The sequence below is a fragment of the Streptomyces sp. NBC_00178 genome, from assembly GCF_036206005.1.
GTDB lineage: Bacteria > Actinomycetota > Actinomycetes > Streptomycetales > Streptomycetaceae > Streptomyces.
The window spans coordinates 4703975-4722928 of the sequence record NZ_CP108143.1; the positions used below are offsets into that span (position 1 = coordinate 4703975).

The window sequence follows — 18954 nt, forward strand, 5'->3', positions numbered from 1 at the left end:
CGGATCGCTTGCCATTTGTCCACGCCTTCGGTGTTAGCTGGCTGGTCTGACCTGAAGCGGTTCGAGCAGAGGTAGAGGAGCACCACGGCGATGGGGCGAGCGGACGCGCGTCGGGCTGCCAGGAGCGGCGGCATACGACGGCTCTTCACGTGGCGGAAGATGCTGGGCACGTTCTTCGGGCTGTGCCTGCTGGTGATGGGCGGCTTCGCGGCGCTCTACCTGTACGTGGACGTGCCTCCGGCCAACGCCGCGGCGCAGGAGCAGAGCAACATCTACAAGTACAGCGACGGCTCGATCCTGGCCCGCACCGGCTCCGGGGCCAACCGGGAGATCGTCGACCTCGCCGTCGTGCCCAAGAAGGTCCAGCACGCCTTCGTGGCCGCCGAGAACAAGTCCTTCTACCGGGACCGGGGGATCGACCTCAAGGGCACCACCCGCGGTGTGTTCAACACGCTCTCCGGCAAGGGCAAGCAGGGTGGTTCGACGATCACCCAGCAGTACGTGAAGAACTACTACCTCACGCAGGACCAGACGGTCAGCCGCAAGCTCAAGGAACTGGTGATCTCCCTCAAGGTCGACCAGCGCATGAAGAAGGACGACATCCTCGCCGGTTACCTCAACACCGTGTTCTACGGGCGCGGGGCGAGCGGTATCCAGGCGGCGGCGCAGGCCTACTACGGGGTCGACGCCAAGGACCTCGACGTGTCCCAGGGCGCCTACCTCGCCGCGCTGCTCCAGGCCCCCAGCCAGTACGACTGGGCGCACGCGACCCCGACCGGCAAGCGGCTCGTCAAGGCGCGCTGGGCCTACACGCTGGACAACATGGTCGAGGAGGGCTGGCTCGACCGGGCCGAGCGGGCCAAGCTGACCTTCCCCGTCCCGGTGCCGCCCAAGGCCGCCCCCGGTCTGGAGGGGCAGACGGGCTACCTCGTCGAGGCCGCCAACCAGGAGATGGAACGCCAGGGCATCACCGAGGAGATGCGCCGGGCCGGCGGCTGGACGATCACCCTCAACATCGACAAGAAGCGGCAGAAGCAGCTCGAGAAGTCCGTCGACCGGCAGCTGGAGGACCAGCTCGACCGGAAGAAGAACAAGATCGACGCGACCGTCCAGGCCGGCGCGACCTCCGTCGACCCGAAGACCGGCAAGGTCGTCGCGCTGTACGGCGGGGTCGGGGCCACCGAGCACTACATATCCAACGCCACCCGCAGGGACTACCAGCCCGCGTCGACGTTCAAGCCGCTCGTGCTGGCCTCCGCGCTGGAGAACGGGTCGAAGACCCGGGCCGGCGACCTGATCGGCCTCAACACGGTCTACGACGGCACCAGCAGGCGTCCGGTGGTCGGGAGCGACACCCCGTTCGCCCCGCAGAACGAGGACGACGTCAGCTACCGCAACCCGACCGTCCAGACGGCCATGGACAAGTCGATCAACTCCGTCTTCGCGCAGATGGTCGTCGACGTCACCCCGAAGGCGGTCAAGAAGACCGCGCTCGGCCTGGGCGTTCCGGACCTGAACTTCCCCGAGCGGCCCGCGATCACGCTGGGCACCATGAACGCCTCCACGTGGGACATGGCCGGGGTCTACGCCACCCTCGACAACCACGGCAAGAAGGTCACCCCGACCATCGTCAAGTCCGCCGTGCACCGCGACCGCACCATGGAGCCCGTCGACGGCATCGGCGGCCAGGTCATCAGCCGGTCCTCCGCCGACACGGTGACGAAGGCGCTGACCGAGGTCGTCGACCTGGGCTCCGGTCACGAGGCCAACACCTCGGCCTACGACGCCGCCGGCAAGACGGGTACCTCGGAGAACAACAAGGCCGCCTGGTTCGCGGCCTACACGCCCCAGCTCTCCACCGTCGTCGCCCTGTACGGCGAGTCGACCAAGCAGGGCGGCGGCCAGGTCAGCCTCACCGGTACCGCCAACTCCGGCCGGGCCAACGGTGGCGGCTTCCCCGCCAAGATCTGGGCCGACTACACCCTCGGCGCGCTGGGCGGAGGCTCGGACGCCTCCTTCGACCTGGAGGGCGTGGAGCACGGCGAGACGGCCGTGACCGAGACCCCGTCGGCGTCCCCGACGCCGACGAAGAAGCCGTCGGCAACCCCCTCCGAGACGCCCGAGCCGCCCTCCCAGTCCCCGAGCGAGACCCCGGTCGAGCCGTCCCCGCCGACCGAGACGCCGAGCGGCACGCCCTCCGAGACGCCGAGCGAGACGCCCAGCGAGACCCCGGACCCGGACGGCGGGTCCCAGCAGCCGCCCGGCCGGCCGGGCGGCCCGTTCGGGCAGTGACGACGTGTGAGGGGCGGGTGCCGACCGGCACCCGCCCCTCACACGTGTCCGTCCCCCGGCACCCTCAGGGAGTGGCCATCTCGAACCACACGACCTTGCCCGTGGAGAGCCGGGTCGCCCCCCACCGCCTGGCCAGCCGGTTCACCAGGAAGAGCCCGCGCCCGCCCTCGTCGGTCTCCCGGGCGCGCCGCTGCCTGGGCAGCTGCGGGGCGTCGTCCCCGACCTCGCAGCGCAGGATGTCCGTACGCAGCAGCCGCAGCGTCACCGGACGTTCCGCGTACCGCACGGCGTTGGTGACCACCTCGCTGACCAGGAGCTCCACCTCGTCGGAGATGTCGTCCAGGCCCCAGCGGCTCAGGGCCCTGCGCGCCAGCCTGCGGGCCCGGCCGGGCGCCGCGTCCTCCGGCTCCAGGAACCAGTAGGCGACGTCGCTCGGCGCGATCCCGTCGAACCGGGCGGCCAGCAGCGCGATGTCGTCGTCCCGGTCACCCGGACCGAGCATGTCCAGCACGTCGTCGCAGAGCGCCTCCAGCGGCGGCGAGTGGTCCGGACCGGTCAGCTGCGCGGTGGCCGCGAGCCGCTCCCGCAGTATCTCGATGCCCGTCCACACGTCCCGCATCCGGGACTCCACCAGACCGTCCGTGTACAGGAGCAGCGTGGCGCCGGCCGGCGCGTCCAGCTCGACGGCCTCGAAGTCGACCCCGCCGACGCCGATGGGCGCCCCCGGGGGGACCCTCAGCACCTCGGCCCGGCCGCCCAGGTGGAGCAGCACGGGCGGCGGGTGGCCGGCGTTGGCGATGGTGATCCGGTGCGCGACGGGGTCGTAGACCGCGTACATGCAGGTCGCCATGCGGTCGCTGCCGAGCCGCTGCGCCTGCTCGTCCAGGTGGTGCAGCACCTCCTGCGGCGGCAGGTCGAGACCGGCGAGGGTCTGCGCGGTGGTACGCAGCTGGCCCATGATCGCCGCGGACGTCATGGAGTGGCCCATCACGTCGCCGACGACCAGCGCGACCCTGCTGCCGGGCAGCGGGATCGCGTCGTACCAGTCGCCGCCCACCCGTGCCGTCTCGGCGGCCGGGAGGTAACGCGACGCCAGGCGCACGCCGGTGGGCTGGGGCAGGGAGTCCGGCAGCATCGTGCGCTGGAGCTCGTCGGCGATATACGCCTCGCGGCCGTACAGCACGGCCTTGTCGATGCCCAGCGCGGTGTGCGTCGCCAGCTGGGCCGCGACCAGGAGGTCGTTGGCCTCGAACGGCGCGCGGTCCGTGCCGCGCAGGAACACGGCCGCGCCGATCACCCGGCGGCGGCCGCGCAGAGGGGCCAGGATCGCCCGGTGCCCGGTGGGCACCGCCCGCCCCGCGCCCAGCAGTTCGGGCAGGGCGACGCGGGCGGCCGCCGAGTCGCCGAAGACCGGCCGCACCCCGCGCAGCACCTCGGCGAGCGCGCCGCCCGCCTGGATCTCGCAGAGGTCGGCCGCCGGCATCAGCCCGGCCTGCGGGTCGGTCACCGGCAGCCGCAGCCGCTCGCCCTCCGGTCCGCTCTCGCTCTCCTCGTCGGCGTTCCGCAGCCGGTCGGTGCGCCGCAGCCGCAGCACGAACGGCGTGACGGGCCGCTCGTCGCCCACCGGGAGCGGATCGCGAAGGTAGACGAGTATGGCGTCGGAGAACGTGGGCACACTCGCCCTGCAGAGTCCGAGCACGATCTCGTCGAGGTCTATGCCCCGGGCGATCCGCCGGGTCGCGGCACCGACGAAGCGCAGCCGGTCACCCTCGCGGCGGGCGGCGGCCTGGGCGTCGGCGGCCGACGCCGCGGACTCCGCGGTCGCGGGCCCCGGCACGGCGCTCTGGGCCGCCGCTCCGGGGACCGGGGAAGGGCCGGGGATCGCGGCGGTGGCGGCGACGGCCGGCGGGCCCTCCTGCTGCCGGGGCCGGGCGCGCTCCTGCGGCCGGGCAGCGAGCGGCTGCCGGCCTTCGTGGGAGGTGGGATGCTCCGTCACGCGTGGGATTCCGTCCGTCCGGGCCGGTTGTACGAGGCGATCGCACTCGCCTCAGGAGTGTGCGCCACTGTGCCCCGGCAAGAGCGGTGAGAACAACGGCTGTCACCGGATGCCCCCGGAAAGGGGGCCGAAACCGTACGGCCGGCCGGGGGGCCGACGCGCGGTCTTCCGATGGCGGGGCAGCGGACAGCGAACACGTCTCCACCCCTCGTAGTGGTTCGTGCCACCGCGCGGCAGCCCGGGTACGCGGCCCGGTGCTGCTCGTGCGGCAAGTGCGGTGACTGGTGGTCAGGTGCGTGGCCGATTACGCCGGTTGTGACGCGCCGGGCCGATGGAACGGTTCACGGAAGGCGATCCTACGTTTGCCCCCCTGGGGTGAATCAAGGGTCTCACGACGTGCTGGGCGCGGGGGTGCGGTCCCAGTCATCGGGCAGCGGCGGGACCTTCCAGCGCGGGTCGGGCCGCCAGTGCTCCCAGCCGTCGCTGAACGGCGCGCCCCAGTGCTGGATCACCTCGACGGCCGCGAGACCGGCCTCGCGCACCCGCCGGGCCGTGGGCGCGTCCATCAGGCCGACCCGCTGGGCCTGGGCGAACTCGTCCTCGTCGAGCCACTCCCAACTGTGGTCGGGCCGCACCGAGATGTCGAGGAAATGGTCCTGCGAGTCGACTCCCCCGGACCAGCGTGACCGGGGCTCCTCCAGGTTGACGTACCAGTTGCGGAACAGCCAGCCGCGGTCCCAGAACAGCCAGACGGACCAGGGGTCACCCGGCCGGGCGAGCTTGAGCACGCCGGAGCCGAACCACCGGGAGCGCACGGTCGTGCGCGGGCGCGTGTAGCGCGTGGCGAGCGGCTCGGCGTGCACCTGGGTGCCGTCGGCGAGCACCGGTCTCACGCATTCGGTGCCGGACGCCATCCACACGGCGAGCAGCTCGTCCGTGTCCTGCACGACGGTCACCGGCCGGCAGATGTGCACGCCGCCGGCGCCTCCGCCCCCGCCCGGGTGCCCGTTGTCCCGGTAGCGCCAGAGGATCCGGTCCCCCGGAGCCCAGCGTCCGCCGTCCCCCGCACCTGCCCCGGTGCCTGCTCCCGTACCCGCTTCCGTCGTCGTCATGAAGAGATCTTAGGGACGCGCCGACCCGGCCGCCGCGTTACGCGTCAGGCCGGGTCGTACGCGACACACCGGACAGGTCACGGCCGGGTCATACGCAACACGTCCAGGGCCGCGTCGAGCTGCTCCAGCGTCAGGTCGCCGCGCTCGACGTACCCGCCGGCGAGCACCGTCTCCCGGATGGTCGTGCCGTCGGCCAGCGACTTCTTGGCGACCTTCGCCGCCTCCTCGTAGCCGATGTACTTGTTCAGCGGGGTGACGACCGAGGGCGAGGACTCGGCGTACTGCCGGGCCCGCTCCACGTTGGCCGTGACGCCGTCGACCGTGCGGTCGGCGAGCAGCCGCGAGGCGTTCGCGAGCAGGCGGACGGACTCCAGGAGGTTCTTCGCGATCACGGGGAGCATCACGTTGAGCTCGAAGTTGCCCGCGGCCCCGGCGACGGCGACCGTGGCGTCGTTCCCGGTCACCTGGGCGGCGACCATCAGTACGGCCTCCGGGATCACCGGATTGACCTTGCCCGGCATGATCGACGACCCGGGCTGGAGGTCGGGCAGGTTGATCTCGGCCAGGCCCGTGCGGGGCCCGGACGCCATCCAGCGGAGGTCGTTGGAGATCTTGGTGAGGGACACCGCGAGCGTGCGGAGCTGGCCCGACGCCTCGACGAGTCCGTCCCGGGCCCCCTGCGCCTCGAAGTGGTTGCGGGCCTCGGTGAGGGGCAGCCCGGTGGTGCGGGCGACCTCGGCGATCACCGCGGCCGAGAAGCCCGGCGGGGTGTTGATGCCGGTGCCCACCGCCGTACCGCCCAGCGGGAGTTCGGCGAGGCGGGGGAGCGAGGCGTGCAGCCGCTCGACGCCGTAGCGGATCTGCGCGGCGTAGCCGCCGAACTCCTGGCCCAGGGTGACGGGCGTGGCGTCCATCAGGTGCGTGCGCCCCGACTTCACGACGTCCGCGAATTCGGCTGATTTCCGCTCCAGCGACTCGGCCAGGTGTTCGAGAGCGGGGATCAGATCGGCGGTGACGGCCGCGGTCGCCGCGATGTGGATCGACGACGGGAAGACGTCGTTCGACGACTGCGAGGCGTTGACGTGGTCGTTCGGGTGCACCTCGCGGCCGAGCCGCTCGGTGGCGAGCGTGGCCACGACCTCGTTGGTGTTCATGTTGGACGACGTGCCGGAACCCGTCTGGAACACGTCCACGGGGAAGTGCTCGTCCCAGCGCCCCGAGGCCACCTCGGCGGCGGCCGCCTGGATGGCCTCCGCGATGTCCGGATCCAGCACCTTCAGCTCGGCGTTCACCTTCGCCGCGGCGGCCTTGATCCGGGCCAGGGCCTCGATATGGGCCCGTTCCAGGCGCTGCCCCGAGACGGGGAAGTTCTCCACCGCCCGCTGGGTCTGCGCCCGCCACTTCGCGTGCGCGGGTACCCGCACCTCACCCATCGAGTCGTGCTCGACGCGGTACTTCGATTCCTGGGCCGATCCGTCCATGGTGTTCAAACCTCCTGCTGGAAACCAGCACGTGGGCCGCCGCACGTATTCCCCGCCCGGCGAGGGCCCGGCAGGGCGGAGGGTTCGCCGCGGGCCCGCAGGGGGCGTCCGGCCGGAGCCGGGCGCCCCCTGCGCGAGGGCCGGGAGGGTCAGCCGAGGCCGGGGCCGCGGACCGGGATGCTGGTGAAGGTCGGCGCCGGGGCGGGCTCGGTGAAGAAGTCGTTGCCCTTGTCGTCGACGACGACGAACGCGGGGAAGTCCTCGACCTCGATCCGCCAGACCGCCTCCATGCCGAGCTCCTCGTACTCGACGACCTCGACCTTCTTGATGCAGTCCTGGGCGAGGCGCGCCGCGGGCCCGCCGATCGAGCCGAGGTAGAACCCGCCGTGCGCGTCGCACGCGTCCGTGACCTGCTTGGACCGGTTGCCCTTGGCGAGCATCACCTTGGAACCGCCCGCGGCCTGGAACTGTGCGACGTAGCTGTCCATGCGTCCGGCCGTGGTCGGGCCGAAGGAGCCGGAGGCGTAGCCCTCGGGGGTCTTCGCGGGGCCCGCGTAGTACACCGGGTGGTCCTTGAGGTACTGCGGCATCTCCTCGCCCGCGTCGAGCCGCTCCTTGATCTTGGCGTGCGCGATGTCGCGCGCCACGACCAGCGGGCCGGTCAGGGAGAGCCGGGTCTTGACCGGGTACTTGGTCAGCTCGGCGAGGATCTCGTCCATGGGCCGGTTCAGGTCGATCCTCACCACGTCACCGGACTCGTCCAGGTGCTCGTCGGTGGTGTCCGGCAGGAAGCGCGCCGGGTCCGTCTCCAGCTGCTCCAGGAAGACGCCCTCCGCGGTGATCTTCGCGGTGGCCTGCCGGTCCGCCGAGCAGGAGACGGCGATGGCGACGGGGAGCGAGGCGCCGTGCCGCGGCAGGCGCACCACGCGCACGTCGTGGCAGAAGTACTTGCCGCCGAACTGCGCACCGATCCCGATCCTCTGGGTGAGCTCGAAGACCTTCTCCTCCAGCTCCTTGTCCCGGAAGCCGTGACCGGTCGGCGAGCCCTCGGCGGGCAGCTCGTCGAGGTAGTGCGCGGAGGCGTACTTCGCGGTCTTCAGCGCGAACTCGGCGGACGTGCCGCCGACCACGATCGCCAGGTGGTAGGGCGGGCAGGCCGCCGTACCCAGGGAACGGATCTTCTCCTCCAGGAACTTCATCATGGAGGCCTCGTTGAGGACGGCCTTCGTCTCCTGGAAGAGGAACGACTTGTTGGCCGAGCCGCCGCCCTTCGCCATGAAGAGGAACTTGTAGGCGCCGCCGTCGGTCGCGTACAGCTCGATCTGCGCCGGCAGGTTCGAGCCGGTGTTCTTCTCGTCCCACATGGTCAGCGGGGCCATCTGCGAATAGCGCAGGTTCAGCTTCGTGTAGGCGTCGAAGATGCCGTGCGACAGGGCCTCCTCGTCACCGCCCTCGGTCAGGACGTTCTGCCCGCGCTTGCCCATGACGATCGCGGTGCCGGTGTCCTGGCACATGGGGAGGACGCCCGCGGCGGCGATGTTCGCGTTCTTCAGGAGGTCCAGCGCGACGAACTTGTCGTTGGAGGAGGCTTCGGGGTCGTCCACGATCCGCCGCAGCTGCGCCAGGTGCGCGGGCCGCAGATAGTGCGAGATGTCGTGCATGGCCTCAGCGGCGAGCGTGCGCAGGGCCTCGGGGGCCACCTTGAGGAACGTACGGCCGTCGGCCTCGAAGGTCGAGACGCCGTCGGCGGTCACCAGCCGGTAGGGCGTGGTGTCCTCTCCCAGGGGGAGCAGATCGGAGTACGCAAACTCTGGCATTACGGCCATTCCTCACTCGGTGACAGCGGCTGACCTCCCTCGGGCAGCGCATCCATCAGGGTAGAGCGCCGGAACGGAACGGGCCCTGTGAGGTAAGGCTCACCGGGACCGCCCGGCCGGAGCGGGCCCGGCCCGCTCCGGGCCGGCGCCTTTCCGGCCCGGATTCGCGGCAGGGCCGGAGAGGCACTGGTCGCGATCTATCGCGTTTCGGTACGCTTGGCCGGTGGACCTCGAAAAGCAGCCCCAGCAGCCCGTCGCTCCGGCCGGTCCCGCGCCCGCCGGAATCCGCGCGTCCGACGCGGACCGCGACCGGATCGCGGACATCCTGCGGGAGGCCATGGCCGAGGGCAGGCTGACCGCCGAGGAGCACGCCGAGCGGGTCGACCTCGTCTACCGGGCCAAGACCGTCGGCGAACTGGAGCCCCTGGTGCGGGATCTGCCCGCGCAGTCCGGGACGAGCCGCCTCGACACCTCGCCGTACGGCTACGGCCCCGAGGCGGCGGCCGGGGCCGCGGAGAACCTGGTGGCGGTGTTCAGCAGCTCCACCCGCAGGGGCCGTTGGCGCGTGGGCGGCCGCACGAACGCCTTCTCCCTCTTCGGAAGCGTCGAAATAGACCTCACCGAGGCGCTTTTCGGCCAGCGTCTGACCGTCATCAACGCGACGTCCATCTTCGGGAGTGTCGAGATCAAGGTGCCGGAGAACATCTCCCTGCGCGGCAGCGGCACGGGCGTCTTCGGCAGTTTCGAGGTCGACACCCTGGAATCCGCCGACCCCGAAGCACCCGTCGTCGTGGTGAACGGCTATTCCGTGTTCGGGAGCGTCGAGGCGAAGCCCAAGCGCGGCAAGCTCATCACCAACCTCCAGCGGCAGCTGCGCAAACACCTGGGTCACTGACGCCGGGCGGGCGGTCCGGCGCGAATTCCGGCCATGCCGTGACGAGGTGTTCCGGTGGCGGGCCAAGTGGGAACCACTCAGTGCATAGGGGTGCGTACAGCGGGTAGGGAGTGCTGCATCGCCTCTCGCTCACGAAGCCCAAGCCGTCGTCAGGAGTGGACCGTGCTGCATTTGCCGCATCAGCCCCTGCAGGTCGCCGCCGTGCCCGCCCGGCGCACCCCCGCGCGGGAGGACGAGGCGGGGCCCTGGCACTCGGAGGCGGTGTGCCGCCGGGACGAGGCCGGGCTGTTCTTCGCCCCGTCGAAGGAGCCGACAGCCGCCCGGCTCTCCCGCGAGGAAGCGGCGAAGCAGGTCTGCGCGAGATGCCCGGTCATGGTGGAGTGCCGGGAACACGCACTCGTCCAGCCCGAGCCCTACGGGGTGTGGGGCGGCCTCACCGCCGCCGAGCGCCGTGTGGCACTGGCCCGGCGCCGCAGACGGGACATCGAGCTCAAGGCCGCCGCCCCGGGCGAGCGCATAGCCGCCGCGGGCTGAGGCCCGCGTGCACGGACGGGGGGAACCGGCCCTGACCGGTCCCCACCATCCGCACGGCAGGGCCTACTTGGCGCGGTCGAAGTCGATCGCGCTGTAGGCGCGCAGCTTCGACAGCCGGTGCGTCGAGTCGATCCGGCGGATCGTGCCGGACTTGGAGCGCATCACGAGGGAGTCGGTGGTGGCCGTCTCCGCGCGGTACCGCACACCGCGCAGCAGTTCACCGTCGGTGATCCCGGTGGCGACGAAGAAGACGTTGTCGCCGCTGACGAGGTCGTCCGTCGACAGCACCCGGTCGAGGTCGTGTCCCGCGTCGAGCGCCCGCTGCCGCTCCGCCTCGTCCTTGGGCCAGAGCTTGCCCTGGATGACACCGCCCAGGCACTTTATGGCGCACGCCGAGATGATGCCCTCGGGGGTTCCGCCGATCCCCATGAGGAGGTCGACGCCGGTGCCCTCGCGGGCGGCCATGATCGACCCGGCGACGTCGCCGTCGGAGATGAACTTGATCCGCGCACCCGTCTCCCGGATCTCCCGCACGATCGTGTCGTGCCGGGGGCGGTCCAGGATGATGACCGTGACGTCCTCGGGGGTCGAGTTCTTGGCCTTCGCGACGCGCCGGATGTTCACGGACACGGGCGCGTTGATGTCGACGAAGTCGGCCGCCTCGGGGCCGGTGACCAGCTTGTCCATGTAGAACACGGCGGACGGGTCGAACATCGCGCCCCGGTCGGCCGCCGCCAGCACCGCGATGGCGTTGGGCATGCCCTTGGCGTTGAGCGTGGTGCCGTCGATCGGGTCGACGGCGATGTCGACCTCGGCCCCGGTGCCGTCGCCGACACGCTCGCCGTTGAACAGCATGGGCGCTTCGTCCTTCTCGCCCTCGCCGATGACGACGATGCCGTTCATCGACACCGTGGAGACGAGCGTGCGCATGGCTTTCACCGCGGCACCGTCGGCGCCGATCTTGTCGCCGCGGCCGACCCAGCGCCCGGCGGCCATGGCGGCGGCCTCGGTGACCCGGACCAGCTCCAGGGCCAGGTTGCGGTCGGGGGCCTCCGGAGAGACCTCGAGCTGGGACGGCAGATGATGCTCGGACATCGGAGCGCACCTTTCTGTACGACGACGACCGGAAAAGAGGGTGCTGTGACTCTATCGGTAGGTCGATAAAATGAGCAGGGCGGGTCACGAATGAGCGGCTGCCCCTGGCCGGGCGGGGGGACGCCCCCTCGCGGGCCGTCCGGAGGCGGCATGCCACCATTGAGTCCGTGGCAAGCAAGCGAGGCAAGCAGACCGTCCGGGACATGTTCCTGTCGATGCTCGTGATCACCGCAGTGGCGGGGGTCGTCTACATCTTCATTCCGCACGACGACAAGGCCGACCCGGTCAAGGCGGTCGACTACCGCGTCGAGCTGGCGACGGCCCGGCGCGCCGCGCCGTACCCCGTGGTCGCGCCCGACGGACTGGCCAAGGGCTGGAAGCCGACCTCGGTGTCCTACCAGGGACAGGACGGCTCCGGCTGGCACCTCGGCTTCCTCGACCCGGACAGGAAGTACGTCGCGGTCGAGCAGTCCACGAGCCCGGCCCGCAAGTACGTCCCCGAGGTCAGCCGGGACGCCCGCGACACCGGGCGCACGCGCGAGGTCGCGGGCAAGGCGTGGCAGGTCTGGGAGGGCTCCAAGTACGACGCCCTCGTGCTGCACGCCGACGGCGTCACCACCGTGGTCACCGGCTCGGCCCCGGCGGACCGCCTCGCCGAGATGGCCACCGCGCTGACGGCCGAGCCGTCCGCCGCCACCCAGGCCCCCTGACGGCGCCGCACGAGACCGCACGCAGAATCCCCGTGGCGCCCGGCGCCACGGGGATTCCTGTCGTCCGGCACGATCGGGCCCCGCACGATCGACCGCACACCGGTGGCGGACCGGCGCGGAGAAGAAGGGACCTCCCGGGGGCCCGGGCCCGCGCCTCGCTCAGGTCGCGCCGTCGCCGCCCTCGCCGCCCTCGCCGGACTCCTCCGGGGACGCCAGCGCCGCGTCGAGCCTGGCCCGCGCGCCCTCCAACCAGCGCCGGCACACCTTCGCCAGCTCCTCGCCCCGCTCCCACAGGGCCAGCGACTCCTCCAGCGTCGTGCCGCCCGCCTCCAGGCGGCGTACGACCTCGATCAGCTCGTCCCGCGCCTGCTCGTAGCCGAGCGTGCCCGTCGCGGCAGCCACCGTCGTCCCGTCGTCCGTCATATCGACCACCCTATGCGCGGGGTCCGGCGATCCCGGCCCCTCATTCCGCCACCCGTACCGTGAACTCGCCCTCCGACACCCGCGCCCGCAGCTCCTCGCCCGGCGCCCCCGCATCGGCGGGGGAGCGCACCACATGGCCGTCCGGCCGCTGCAGCACGGCGTACCCCCGCTCCAGCGTCGCCGCCGGCGACAGCGCCACCACCCGGGCGCGGGTGTGCGCGAGCTCCGAGTCGGCGCGGTCCAGCAGATGCCCCAGCACCCGGCGGCTGCGCCCCACCAGGGCGTCGATCTCGGAGGCCCGCTCGTCCACCATGCGGTGCGGGCGCTCCATCGAGGACCGGCCCAGCGCGTGCGCCAGCCCCCGCTCCTCCCGCTCGATCAGCCCCCGCACCGTCCGCAGGCCGCGGTCCCGCAGCTGCTGCACCCGGTCCAGCTCCTCGCCCACGTCCGGCACGACCTTCTTCGCCGCGTCCGTCGGCGTCGACGCGCGCAGGTCGGCGACCAGGTCGAGCAGCGGCGAGTCCGGCTCGTGCCCGATCGCGGAGACCACCGGCGTACGGCACGCGGCCACCGTCCGGATCAGCTCCTCGTCGGAGAACGGCAGGAGGTCCTCCACGCTGCCGCCGCCGCGGGCGACCACGATCACGTCGACGTCCTCCATGGCATCCAGCTCCTTGACGGCCTGGACCACCTGATTCACCGCGTGCACCCCCTGCACCGCGGTGTTGCGCACCTCGAAGCGCACGGCCGGCCAGCGCCGCCTGGCGTTCTCCAGCACATCGCGCTCCGCCGCCGACGCCCGTCCGCAGACCAGGCCGACCAGCTGCGGCAGGAAGGGCAGCGGCTTCTTGCGGTCCAGGGCGAACAGCCCCTCGGCCGCCAGGGACTTCTTCAGCTGCTCCAGCCGCACCAGCAGTTCACCGATGCCGACCGGCCGTATCTCCGTCGCTCGCAGGGACAGCTGCCCCCGGGGGGCGTACCACTCGGGCTTCGCCAGGACGACGACCCGCGCGCCCTCGGTCACCACGTCGGCGATCCGGTCGAAGACCTGCCGGAAGCAGGTCACGCTCACCGAGATGTCGTGCGACGGATCGCGCAGCGTCAGGAACACCACCCCGGCGCCCGGCCGGCGCGACAGCTGGGTGATCTGCCCCTCGACCCAGACGGCGCCGAGCCGGTCGATCCACCCGCCGATCAGCCGCGACACGTCGCCTACGGGCAGCGGGGCTTCCGGGGACGTAGTGAGAGCCATACGGGGGAGCGTATCGGCCGGTACCGACAATCAGGCGGCCCGCCGCCCCCACTGCACCGCCAGCACCACGAGCCCGATCCCCAGCCAGCACAGCCCCACCAGCTGAGCGCTCGTCGTCGCCTCCAGGATCACCGCGACCAGGACGGCGGCCCCGACCACCGGCATCAGCACATGGCGCCACCAGCTGGGCGGGCCCTCCATGCGGCGTACGACGAACCAGCCCACCACCGAGGCGTGCAGCAGCACGAACGCCGTGAGCGCGCCCACGTCCACCACCGACACCAGGTGGTCGAGCCCGTCGTCGCGCCGGGCCGCCCACACCGCCGCCACCAGCGTCACCACCGCGGCACACGTGATCGCCACGCGCGGCACCCCGGACCTGGTGTCCACCTGGGACAGCACCGAGGGCAGGCGCCGTTCCCGGGCCATCGCGAACAGCAGCCGCCCCGCCGCCGCCTGGCCCGCCAGAGCCGCGAAAGCCGCACCGATCGCCTTGCTCACGGCGACCAGGTCGTGCAGCCAGGTGCCGACGGAGGCGTCCACCGTGTCGTAGAAGGCCGACCCCTGCTTCACCGGGTCCGCCGCGAGCTCCGCCGACGACACCGGTTCCAGCAGCCCGGCGAGATACGTCTGGACGATGAACAGCACCCCGGCGAGCACCAGGCAGAACAGCACGGCCCGCGCCACCTTGGCCGACCCGCCCGTCACCTCCTCGGCGAACGAGGCGATCGCGTCGAAGCCCAGATACGACAGCACGGCGACGGACACCGCTCCCAGCACGGCCGTCGCCGAGAAGCCCGAGTCACCGCTGAGCGGACTCAGCCAGCCGCGCTCCGCGCCGTCCCTGACCAGCACGACCACCGCCGACACGACGAAGACCAGCAGCACCACGATCTCCATGGCGAGCACCGCGAAGCCCACCCGCGCCGCCGCCCGGACGCCCCAGAGGTTGAGCAGGGTCGTCACGACCACCGCGATCGCCGTCCACACCCACCGCGACACCTCCGGGACCAGCGCGTTCATCGCGATCCCGGAGAAGAGGTAGGCGACCGCCGGGATGAGCAGGTAGTCGAGCATCGCCATCCAGCCGGCGATGAACCCCGGCCCCTCGCCGAGCCCCTTCCGGGCGTACGCGAAGACCGAGCCGGCGAGCGGGGCGACGTGGACCATCTGGGCGTAGCTGAAAGCGGTGAAGGCCATCACGACCGTCGCCACGATGTACACCAGCGCCACGGCGCCGTCCGACTTGGCGTCCAGGGTGCCGAACACGCCCACCGGGGCCATGGGGGCGATGAACAGCAGCCCGTAGACCACCAGGTCCCGGAACCCGAGTGTGCGCCGCAGCCTTCCGTCGTCCGTGCTGCTGCCGCTGCCCGCCATGTGGCCTCCGTCGCTGGATTGCGTACGCATCAGTCTCCCGACCCCGCCGAACCGGCGCCTGTTCGGTACGGCCTTACGATGGGACGCATGACTGCAACGCCCAGCCCGTCACCCGCCACCGCCCCGAGCGGAGGCGCTCCGCGCCGCGGTGGCAGCCGCCGCGTCCTGCTCGCCGCGCCCCGCGGCTACTGCGCGGGCGTGGACCGTGCCGTGATCGCCGTGGAGAAGGCCCTGGAGCAGTACGGGGCCCCGATCTACGTCCGCCACGAGATCGTGCACAACAAGTACGTCGTGCAAACCCTCGAGAAGAAGGGCGCGATCTTCGTCGACGTGACCGCCGAGGTGCCCGAGGGCTCCATCGTGATGTTCTCCGCGCACGGTGTCGCCCCGACGGTCCACGCCGAGGCCGCCGAGCGCAAGCTCGCCACGATCGACGCGACGTGCCCCCTGGTGACCAAGGTCCACAAGGAAGCCGTGCGGTACGCCAAGGAGGACTACGACATCCTCCTGATCGGCCACGAGGGCCACGAGGAGGTCATCGGCACGAGCGGCGAGGCCCCCGACCACATCACCCTCGTCGACGGACCCGAGGACGTCGCGAACGTCGAGGTCCGCGACGAGTCCAAGGTCGTCTGGCTCTCCCAGACCACGCTCTCCGTCGACGAGACGATGGAGACGGTCGGCGCCCTCAAGAACAAGTTCCCGAACCTCCTCTCCCCGCCGAGCGACGACATCTGCTACGCCACGCAGAACCGCCAGGTCGCGGTGAAGAAGCTGGCCGAGGACGCCGAGCTCGTCATCGTCGTCGGCTCGAAGAACTCCTCCAACTCGATCCGCATGGTCGAGGTCGCCCTGGACGCCGGTGCGCCGGCCGCCCACCTGGTGGACTTCGCCGACGAGATCGACGAGGCCTGGCTGGAGGGTGTCACCACGGTCGGCCTGACCTCCGGCGCCTCGGTGCCCGACGTCCTCGTCGACGGCGTGCTGGAGTGGCTGGGCGAGCGGGGCTACGCGGACGTCGAGACGGTGAAGACCGCCGACGAGTCGATCACCTTCTCGCTGCCCAAGGAGCTGCGGCGCGACCTGCGCGCCGAGGCCGCCGCACTCTCCGCGGAGTGACGACGCGGGTGCGCCCGCCCGCCACCGCGCGGGCGGACGCACACCGAGTGCGCCGTACGACCGGGCACACCCCCGCCCGTCCCTCCGGTGCGTGATCCGTGCCACCTGCCCGTACCGTGGATCCCATGGAGATCTTCGGTGTGGACATCGGTGGTTCAGGGATCAAGGGCGCGCCCGTCGACCTGGACCGCGGAGAGCTGGCGCAGCCGCGCCACAAGGTTTTGACCCCCCACCCGGCGACGCCCGAGAGCGTCGCCGACGGTGTGGCCGAGGTGGTGGGCCACTTCGACTGGCAGGGGCCGGTCGGCATCACGTTCCCCGGAGTCGTCACGGGCGGAATCACCAGGACCGCGGCCAACGTCGACAAGGGCTGGATCGACACGGACGCCCGGGCGCTGCTCACCGAACGCATCGGCCGGAGCGTCACGATCCTGAACGACGCCGACGCGGCGGGCATCGCCGAGATGACCTTCGGCGCGGGCAAGGACCGCAAGGGCACGGTCATCATGCTGACCCTCGGCACGGGCATCGGCAGCGCCGTCTTCACCGACGGGCACCTCGTCCCCAACACCGAGCTCGGCCACCTGGAACTGCACGGCCACGACGCCGAGAAGCGCGCCTCCACGAAGGCCAAGGAGGACGAGGACCTCAGCTGGGCCCACTGGGCGCACCGGGTGCAGAAGTACCTGGTCCACGTGGAGATGCTGTTCTCGCCCGAACTCTTCATCATCGGCGGCGGAGTCAGCCGCAAGGCCGAGAAGTTCCTGCCCCTGATCGAGCACGTACGGGCCGAGCTCGTCCCCGCACAGCTGCAGAACAACGCGGGCATCGTCGGCGCCGCGATGGCCGCCGCGGGCAAGTAGCCCGTAGCCCTACACGCGGGGGCGGCGTGCGCTCCGGTCGGCCCTGACCAGGTGGCGCTGCCGCTCCCGCATCCGACGGATCTTCCGCACGGTGGCGATGAGGCCCGCGACGAGCGTGCCGCCGTACAGCCAGCCCGCGTGCACGGCCAGCGCCGTCACGACGGCCATGACCTGCCCGCCGAACCCGCCCGTGCCCCCGGCGACGGGGATCACGCCCACGGCGAAGGCGATGGGCACGATGATCGGGGCCGTCACCAGGTCGGCGGGCCGCACCCACAGGGCGGTCAGCGCGCTGACCGGCAGGAAGAGCACCCCGTACACGATCTCCGAGCTGCCCAGGAGCAGCCGGTCCAGGCAGGCCAGCAGGAACATCGTCAGGGTCGCGAAGAGACCGGCGCCGATGCCGGTCAGCCGCGGATTGGGAAATCTGCGCAGCGCGAGCACCACGGGCGCGACGGGACCGGTACGGCGGCCGGGAACGGGCCCGGCCGCGGGCGCCGTGGCCACCGCCACCGACGCCGGATAGCCGGACGGAGCCTCACCGAGGCCGCCGGACGGGCCGGAGGCCACCTGCTGGGGCTGCCTGCGCTGCGGGGTACGAGTCCTGTGCTGCTCCACCCCGACAACCTAGGTCGCGGGCCGGGTCCTTTCGGGCGTTGGACACGCGTTTTGGCCGACCTTGGCGTTGCGTTCGACCCCTCGGGGCCGAAACACCACCGTTCGGCCCCGCCCGCGCCCGGCGGAGCCGCCTCCGCTCCCCGTACGCCTCCCACGCCCCGCACCCGTGACGGGGCGCCCCGGCCCGCCCGTAAACTGGAGAATCGGGTCAGCCACGGCCCGCCCGCACAGCCCCTCTCCTCACTCCAGGAAGTCGCCAAAGTGTCGCTCACGATCGGAATCGTCGGCCTGCCGAATGTCGGCAAGTCGACCCTGTTCAACGCCCTGACCAAGAACGACGTGCTGGCGGCCAACTACCCGTTCGCCACGATCGAGCCCAACGTCGGCGTCGTCGGTGTCCCCGACCCCCGCCTGAACAAGCTCGCCGAGATCTTCAGCTCGCAGAAGCTGCTCCCGGCCACCGTCGACTTCGTCGACATCGCCGGCATCGTGCGCGGCGCGAGCGAGGGCGAGGGCCTGGGCAACAAGTTCCTGGCGAACATCCGCGAGTCCGACGCGATCTGCCAGGTCATCCGCGCCTTCAAGGACGAGAACGTCGTCCACGTCGACGGCAAGGTCTCGCCGAAGGACGACATCGAGACGATCAACACCGAGCTGATCCTGGCCGACCTCCAGTCCGTCGAGAAGGCCGTCCCGCGCCTGACGAAGGAGTCCCGCCTCCAGAAGGAGAAGGTCGCGGTCCTCGCGGCCGTCGAGGAGGCCCAGAAGATCCTCGAAGCGGGCGACACCCTCTTCTCCCGCGGCATCACCGCCGGCACGGAGAAGGGCCGCCTCCTCCACGAACTGCACCTGCTCACGACGAAGCCGTTCCTCTACGTGTTCAACGTCGACGAGGACGAGCTGGTCGACGAGGACTTCAAGAACGAGCAGCGCGCCCTGGTCGCCCCGGCGGAGGCCATCTTCCTGAACGCCAAGATCGAGTCCGAGCTGATCGAGCTCGACGACGAGGAGGCCCTCGAACTCCTCCAGTCGATGGGCCAGGAGGAGCCCGGCCTGGCCACCCTCGGCCGCGTCGGCTTCGACACCCTGGGCCTGCAGACCTACCTCACGGCAGGTCCGAAGGAGACCCGCGCCTGGACGATCAAGAAGGGCGCCACGGCCCCGGAGGCGGCCGGTGTGATCCACACCGACTTCCAGAAGGGCTTCATCAAGGCGGAGATCATCTCCTTCGACGACCTCGTCGAGACGGGCTCGGTCGCCGAGGCCCGCGCCAAGGGCAAGGCGCGCATGGAGGGCAAGGACTACGTGATGCAGGACGGCGACGTGGTGGAGTTCCGCTTCAACGTCTGATGCCATGTCGACCCTGT

The 18954-nt window shown here is 71.4% G+C and carries 16 protein-coding genes; 7 read left to right on the plus strand and 9 right to left on the minus strand.

Annotated features, from left to right (window positions below):
- Nucleotides 1–90 precede the first annotated feature (90 nt).
- Entirely contained in the window at nt 91–2292 is a 2202-nt protein-coding gene (locus tag OHT61_RS20770; protein ID WP_329040292.1) for a transglycosylase domain-containing protein, read from the plus strand.
- A gap of 64 nt (nt 2293–2356) precedes the next feature.
- Here the strand turns inward: OHT61_RS20770 and OHT61_RS20775 are convergent, their stop codons facing one another.
- The 4 genes from OHT61_RS20775 to OHT61_RS20790 all read right to left on the minus strand — a co-directional run bounded on the left by OHT61_RS20775 (nt 2357) and on the right by OHT61_RS20790 (nt 8707).
- Nucleotides 2357–4288 carry an ATP-binding SpoIIE family protein phosphatase gene (locus OHT61_RS20775; RefSeq protein ID WP_329040293.1) on the minus strand — a complete coding sequence of 644 codons (1932 nt, stop codon included), beginning with the start codon at nt 4286–4288 and terminating at the stop codon, nt 2357–2359.
- Nucleotides 4289–4677: 389 nt separating this feature from the next.
- Nucleotides 4678–5400 (minus strand): cytidylyl-2-hydroxypropylphosphonate hydrolase, encoded by a 723-nt coding sequence (fomD, locus tag OHT61_RS20780; protein WP_329040295.1) that lies wholly within the window; start codon nt 5398–5400, stop codon nt 4678–4680.
- A 77-nt stretch (nt 5401–5477) separates the two neighbouring features.
- Nucleotides 5478–6881, minus strand: coding sequence for a class II fumarate hydratase (locus OHT61_RS20785; protein WP_329040296.1), 1404 nt, complete (start codon nt 6879–6881; stop codon nt 5478–5480).
- A 149-nt stretch (nt 6882–7030) separates the two neighbouring features.
- Entirely contained in the window at nt 7031–8707 is a 1677-nt protein-coding gene (locus OHT61_RS20790) for a fumarate hydratase (protein WP_329040297.1), read from the minus strand.
- Nucleotides 8708–8921: 214 nt separating this feature from the next.
- Here OHT61_RS20790 and OHT61_RS20795 point away from each other — a divergent pair, with 214 nt between their 5' ends.
- Together OHT61_RS20795 and OHT61_RS20800 are read left to right on the plus strand one after the other, a co-directional pair.
- Nucleotides 8922–9593: a DUF1707 SHOCT-like domain-containing protein gene (locus OHT61_RS20795; protein WP_329040298.1), complete on the plus strand. Its 672-nt coding sequence runs from the start codon at nt 8922–8924 to the stop codon at nt 9591–9593.
- 162 nt (nt 9594–9755) lie between these two features.
- Complete coding sequence (locus OHT61_RS20800) at nt 9756–10127, plus strand: WhiB family transcriptional regulator (RefSeq protein ID WP_327115127.1); 372 nt, start codon at nt 9756–9758, stop codon at nt 10125–10127.
- Between the two features lie 63 nt (nt 10128–10190).
- Here the strand turns inward: OHT61_RS20800 and glpX are convergent, their stop codons facing one another.
- Nucleotides 10191–11222 carry a class II fructose-bisphosphatase gene (glpX, locus tag OHT61_RS20805; protein ID WP_329040299.1) on the minus strand — a complete coding sequence of 344 codons (1032 nt, stop codon included), beginning with the start codon at nt 11220–11222 and terminating at the stop codon, nt 10191–10193.
- Between the two features lie 167 nt (nt 11223–11389).
- Between glpX and OHT61_RS20810 the strand changes: the two genes are divergently transcribed.
- Entirely contained in the window at nt 11390–11932 is a 543-nt protein-coding gene (locus tag OHT61_RS20810; protein ID WP_329040300.1) for a DUF4245 domain-containing protein, read from the plus strand.
- Nucleotides 11933–12091: 159 nt separating this feature from the next.
- Here OHT61_RS20810 and OHT61_RS20815 read toward each other — a convergent pair whose 3' ends face one another.
- From OHT61_RS20815 to OHT61_RS20825, 3 genes are read right to left on the minus strand one after another with little or no spacing between them, the layout of a single operon-like run.
- Nucleotides 12092–12355: an exodeoxyribonuclease VII small subunit gene (locus OHT61_RS20815; protein ID WP_329040301.1), complete on the minus strand. Its 264-nt coding sequence runs from the start codon at nt 12353–12355 to the stop codon at nt 12092–12094.
- Nucleotides 12356–12395: 40 nt separating this feature from the next.
- Nucleotides 12396–13607, minus strand: a complete 1212-nt coding sequence (gene xseA, locus OHT61_RS20820; RefSeq protein ID WP_329040302.1) for an exodeoxyribonuclease VII large subunit — start codon at nt 13605–13607, stop codon at nt 12396–12398.
- 30 nt (nt 13608–13637) lie between these two features.
- Nucleotides 13638–14987, minus strand: coding sequence for an APC family permease (locus tag OHT61_RS20825; RefSeq protein WP_329043343.1), 1350 nt, complete (start codon nt 14985–14987; stop codon nt 13638–13640).
- 78 nt (nt 14988–15065) lie between these two features.
- Here OHT61_RS20825 and OHT61_RS20830 point away from each other — a divergent pair, with 78 nt between their 5' ends.
- Nucleotides 15066–16106: a 4-hydroxy-3-methylbut-2-enyl diphosphate reductase gene (locus OHT61_RS20830; RefSeq protein ID WP_443049498.1), complete on the plus strand. Its 1041-nt coding sequence runs from the start codon at nt 15066–15068 to the stop codon at nt 16104–16106.
- Nucleotides 16107–16231: 125 nt separating this feature from the next.
- Complete coding sequence (gene ppgK / locus OHT61_RS20835; protein WP_329040304.1) at nt 16232–16969, plus strand: polyphosphate--glucose phosphotransferase; 738 nt, start codon at nt 16232–16234, stop codon at nt 16967–16969.
- Nucleotides 16970–16978: 9 nt separating this feature from the next.
- On the opposite strand, the gene OHT61_RS20840 is transcribed toward ppgK, so the two are convergent.
- Nucleotides 16979–17587 carry a DUF6542 domain-containing protein gene (locus tag OHT61_RS20840; RefSeq protein ID WP_329040306.1) on the minus strand — a complete coding sequence of 203 codons (609 nt, stop codon included), beginning with the start codon at nt 17585–17587 and terminating at the stop codon, nt 16979–16981.
- 261 nt (nt 17588–17848) lie between these two features.
- Between OHT61_RS20840 and ychF the strand changes: the two genes are divergently transcribed.
- Nucleotides 17849–18937 (plus strand): redox-regulated ATPase YchF, encoded by a 1089-nt coding sequence (gene ychF / locus OHT61_RS20845; protein ID WP_329040308.1) that lies wholly within the window; start codon nt 17849–17851, stop codon nt 18935–18937.
- The last annotated feature ends 17 nt before the right edge of the window (nt 18938–18954 follow it).

Excerpts from the sequence above, each read along its gene's own strand:
- glpX (WP_329040299.1), bottom strand. The coding sequence starts at position 11,222 with ATGTCCGAGCATCATCTGCCGTCCCAGCTCGAGGTCTCTCCGGAGGCC.
- OHT61_RS20830 (WP_443049498.1), top strand. The coding sequence starts at position 15,066 with ATGGGACGCATGACTGCAACGCCCAGCCCGTCACCCGCCACCGCCCCG.
- fomD (WP_329040295.1), bottom strand. The coding sequence starts at position 5,400 with ATGACGACGACGGAAGCGGGTACGGGAGCAGGCACCGGGGCAGGTGCG.
- OHT61_RS20790 (WP_329040297.1), bottom strand. The coding sequence starts at position 8,707 with ATGGCCGTAATGCCAGAGTTTGCGTACTCCGATCTGCTCCCCCTGGGA.
- xseA (WP_329040302.1), bottom strand. The coding sequence starts at position 13,607 with ATGGCTCTCACTACGTCCCCGGAAGCCCCGCTGCCCGTAGGCGACGTG.
- OHT61_RS20815 (WP_329040301.1), bottom strand. The coding sequence starts at position 12,355 with ATGACGGACGACGGGACGACGGTGGCTGCCGCGACGGGCACGCTCGGC.
- OHT61_RS20770 (WP_329040292.1), top strand. The coding sequence starts at position 91 with ATGGGGCGAGCGGACGCGCGTCGGGCTGCCAGGAGCGGCGGCATACGA.
- ppgK (WP_329040304.1), top strand. The coding sequence starts at position 16,232 with ATGGAGATCTTCGGTGTGGACATCGGTGGTTCAGGGATCAAGGGCGCG.
- OHT61_RS20825 (WP_329043343.1), bottom strand. The coding sequence starts at position 14,987 with ATGGCGGGCAGCGGCAGCAGCACGGACGACGGAAGGCTGCGGCGCACA.
- OHT61_RS20785 (WP_329040296.1), bottom strand. The coding sequence starts at position 6,881 with ATGGACGGATCGGCCCAGGAATCGAAGTACCGCGTCGAGCACGACTCG.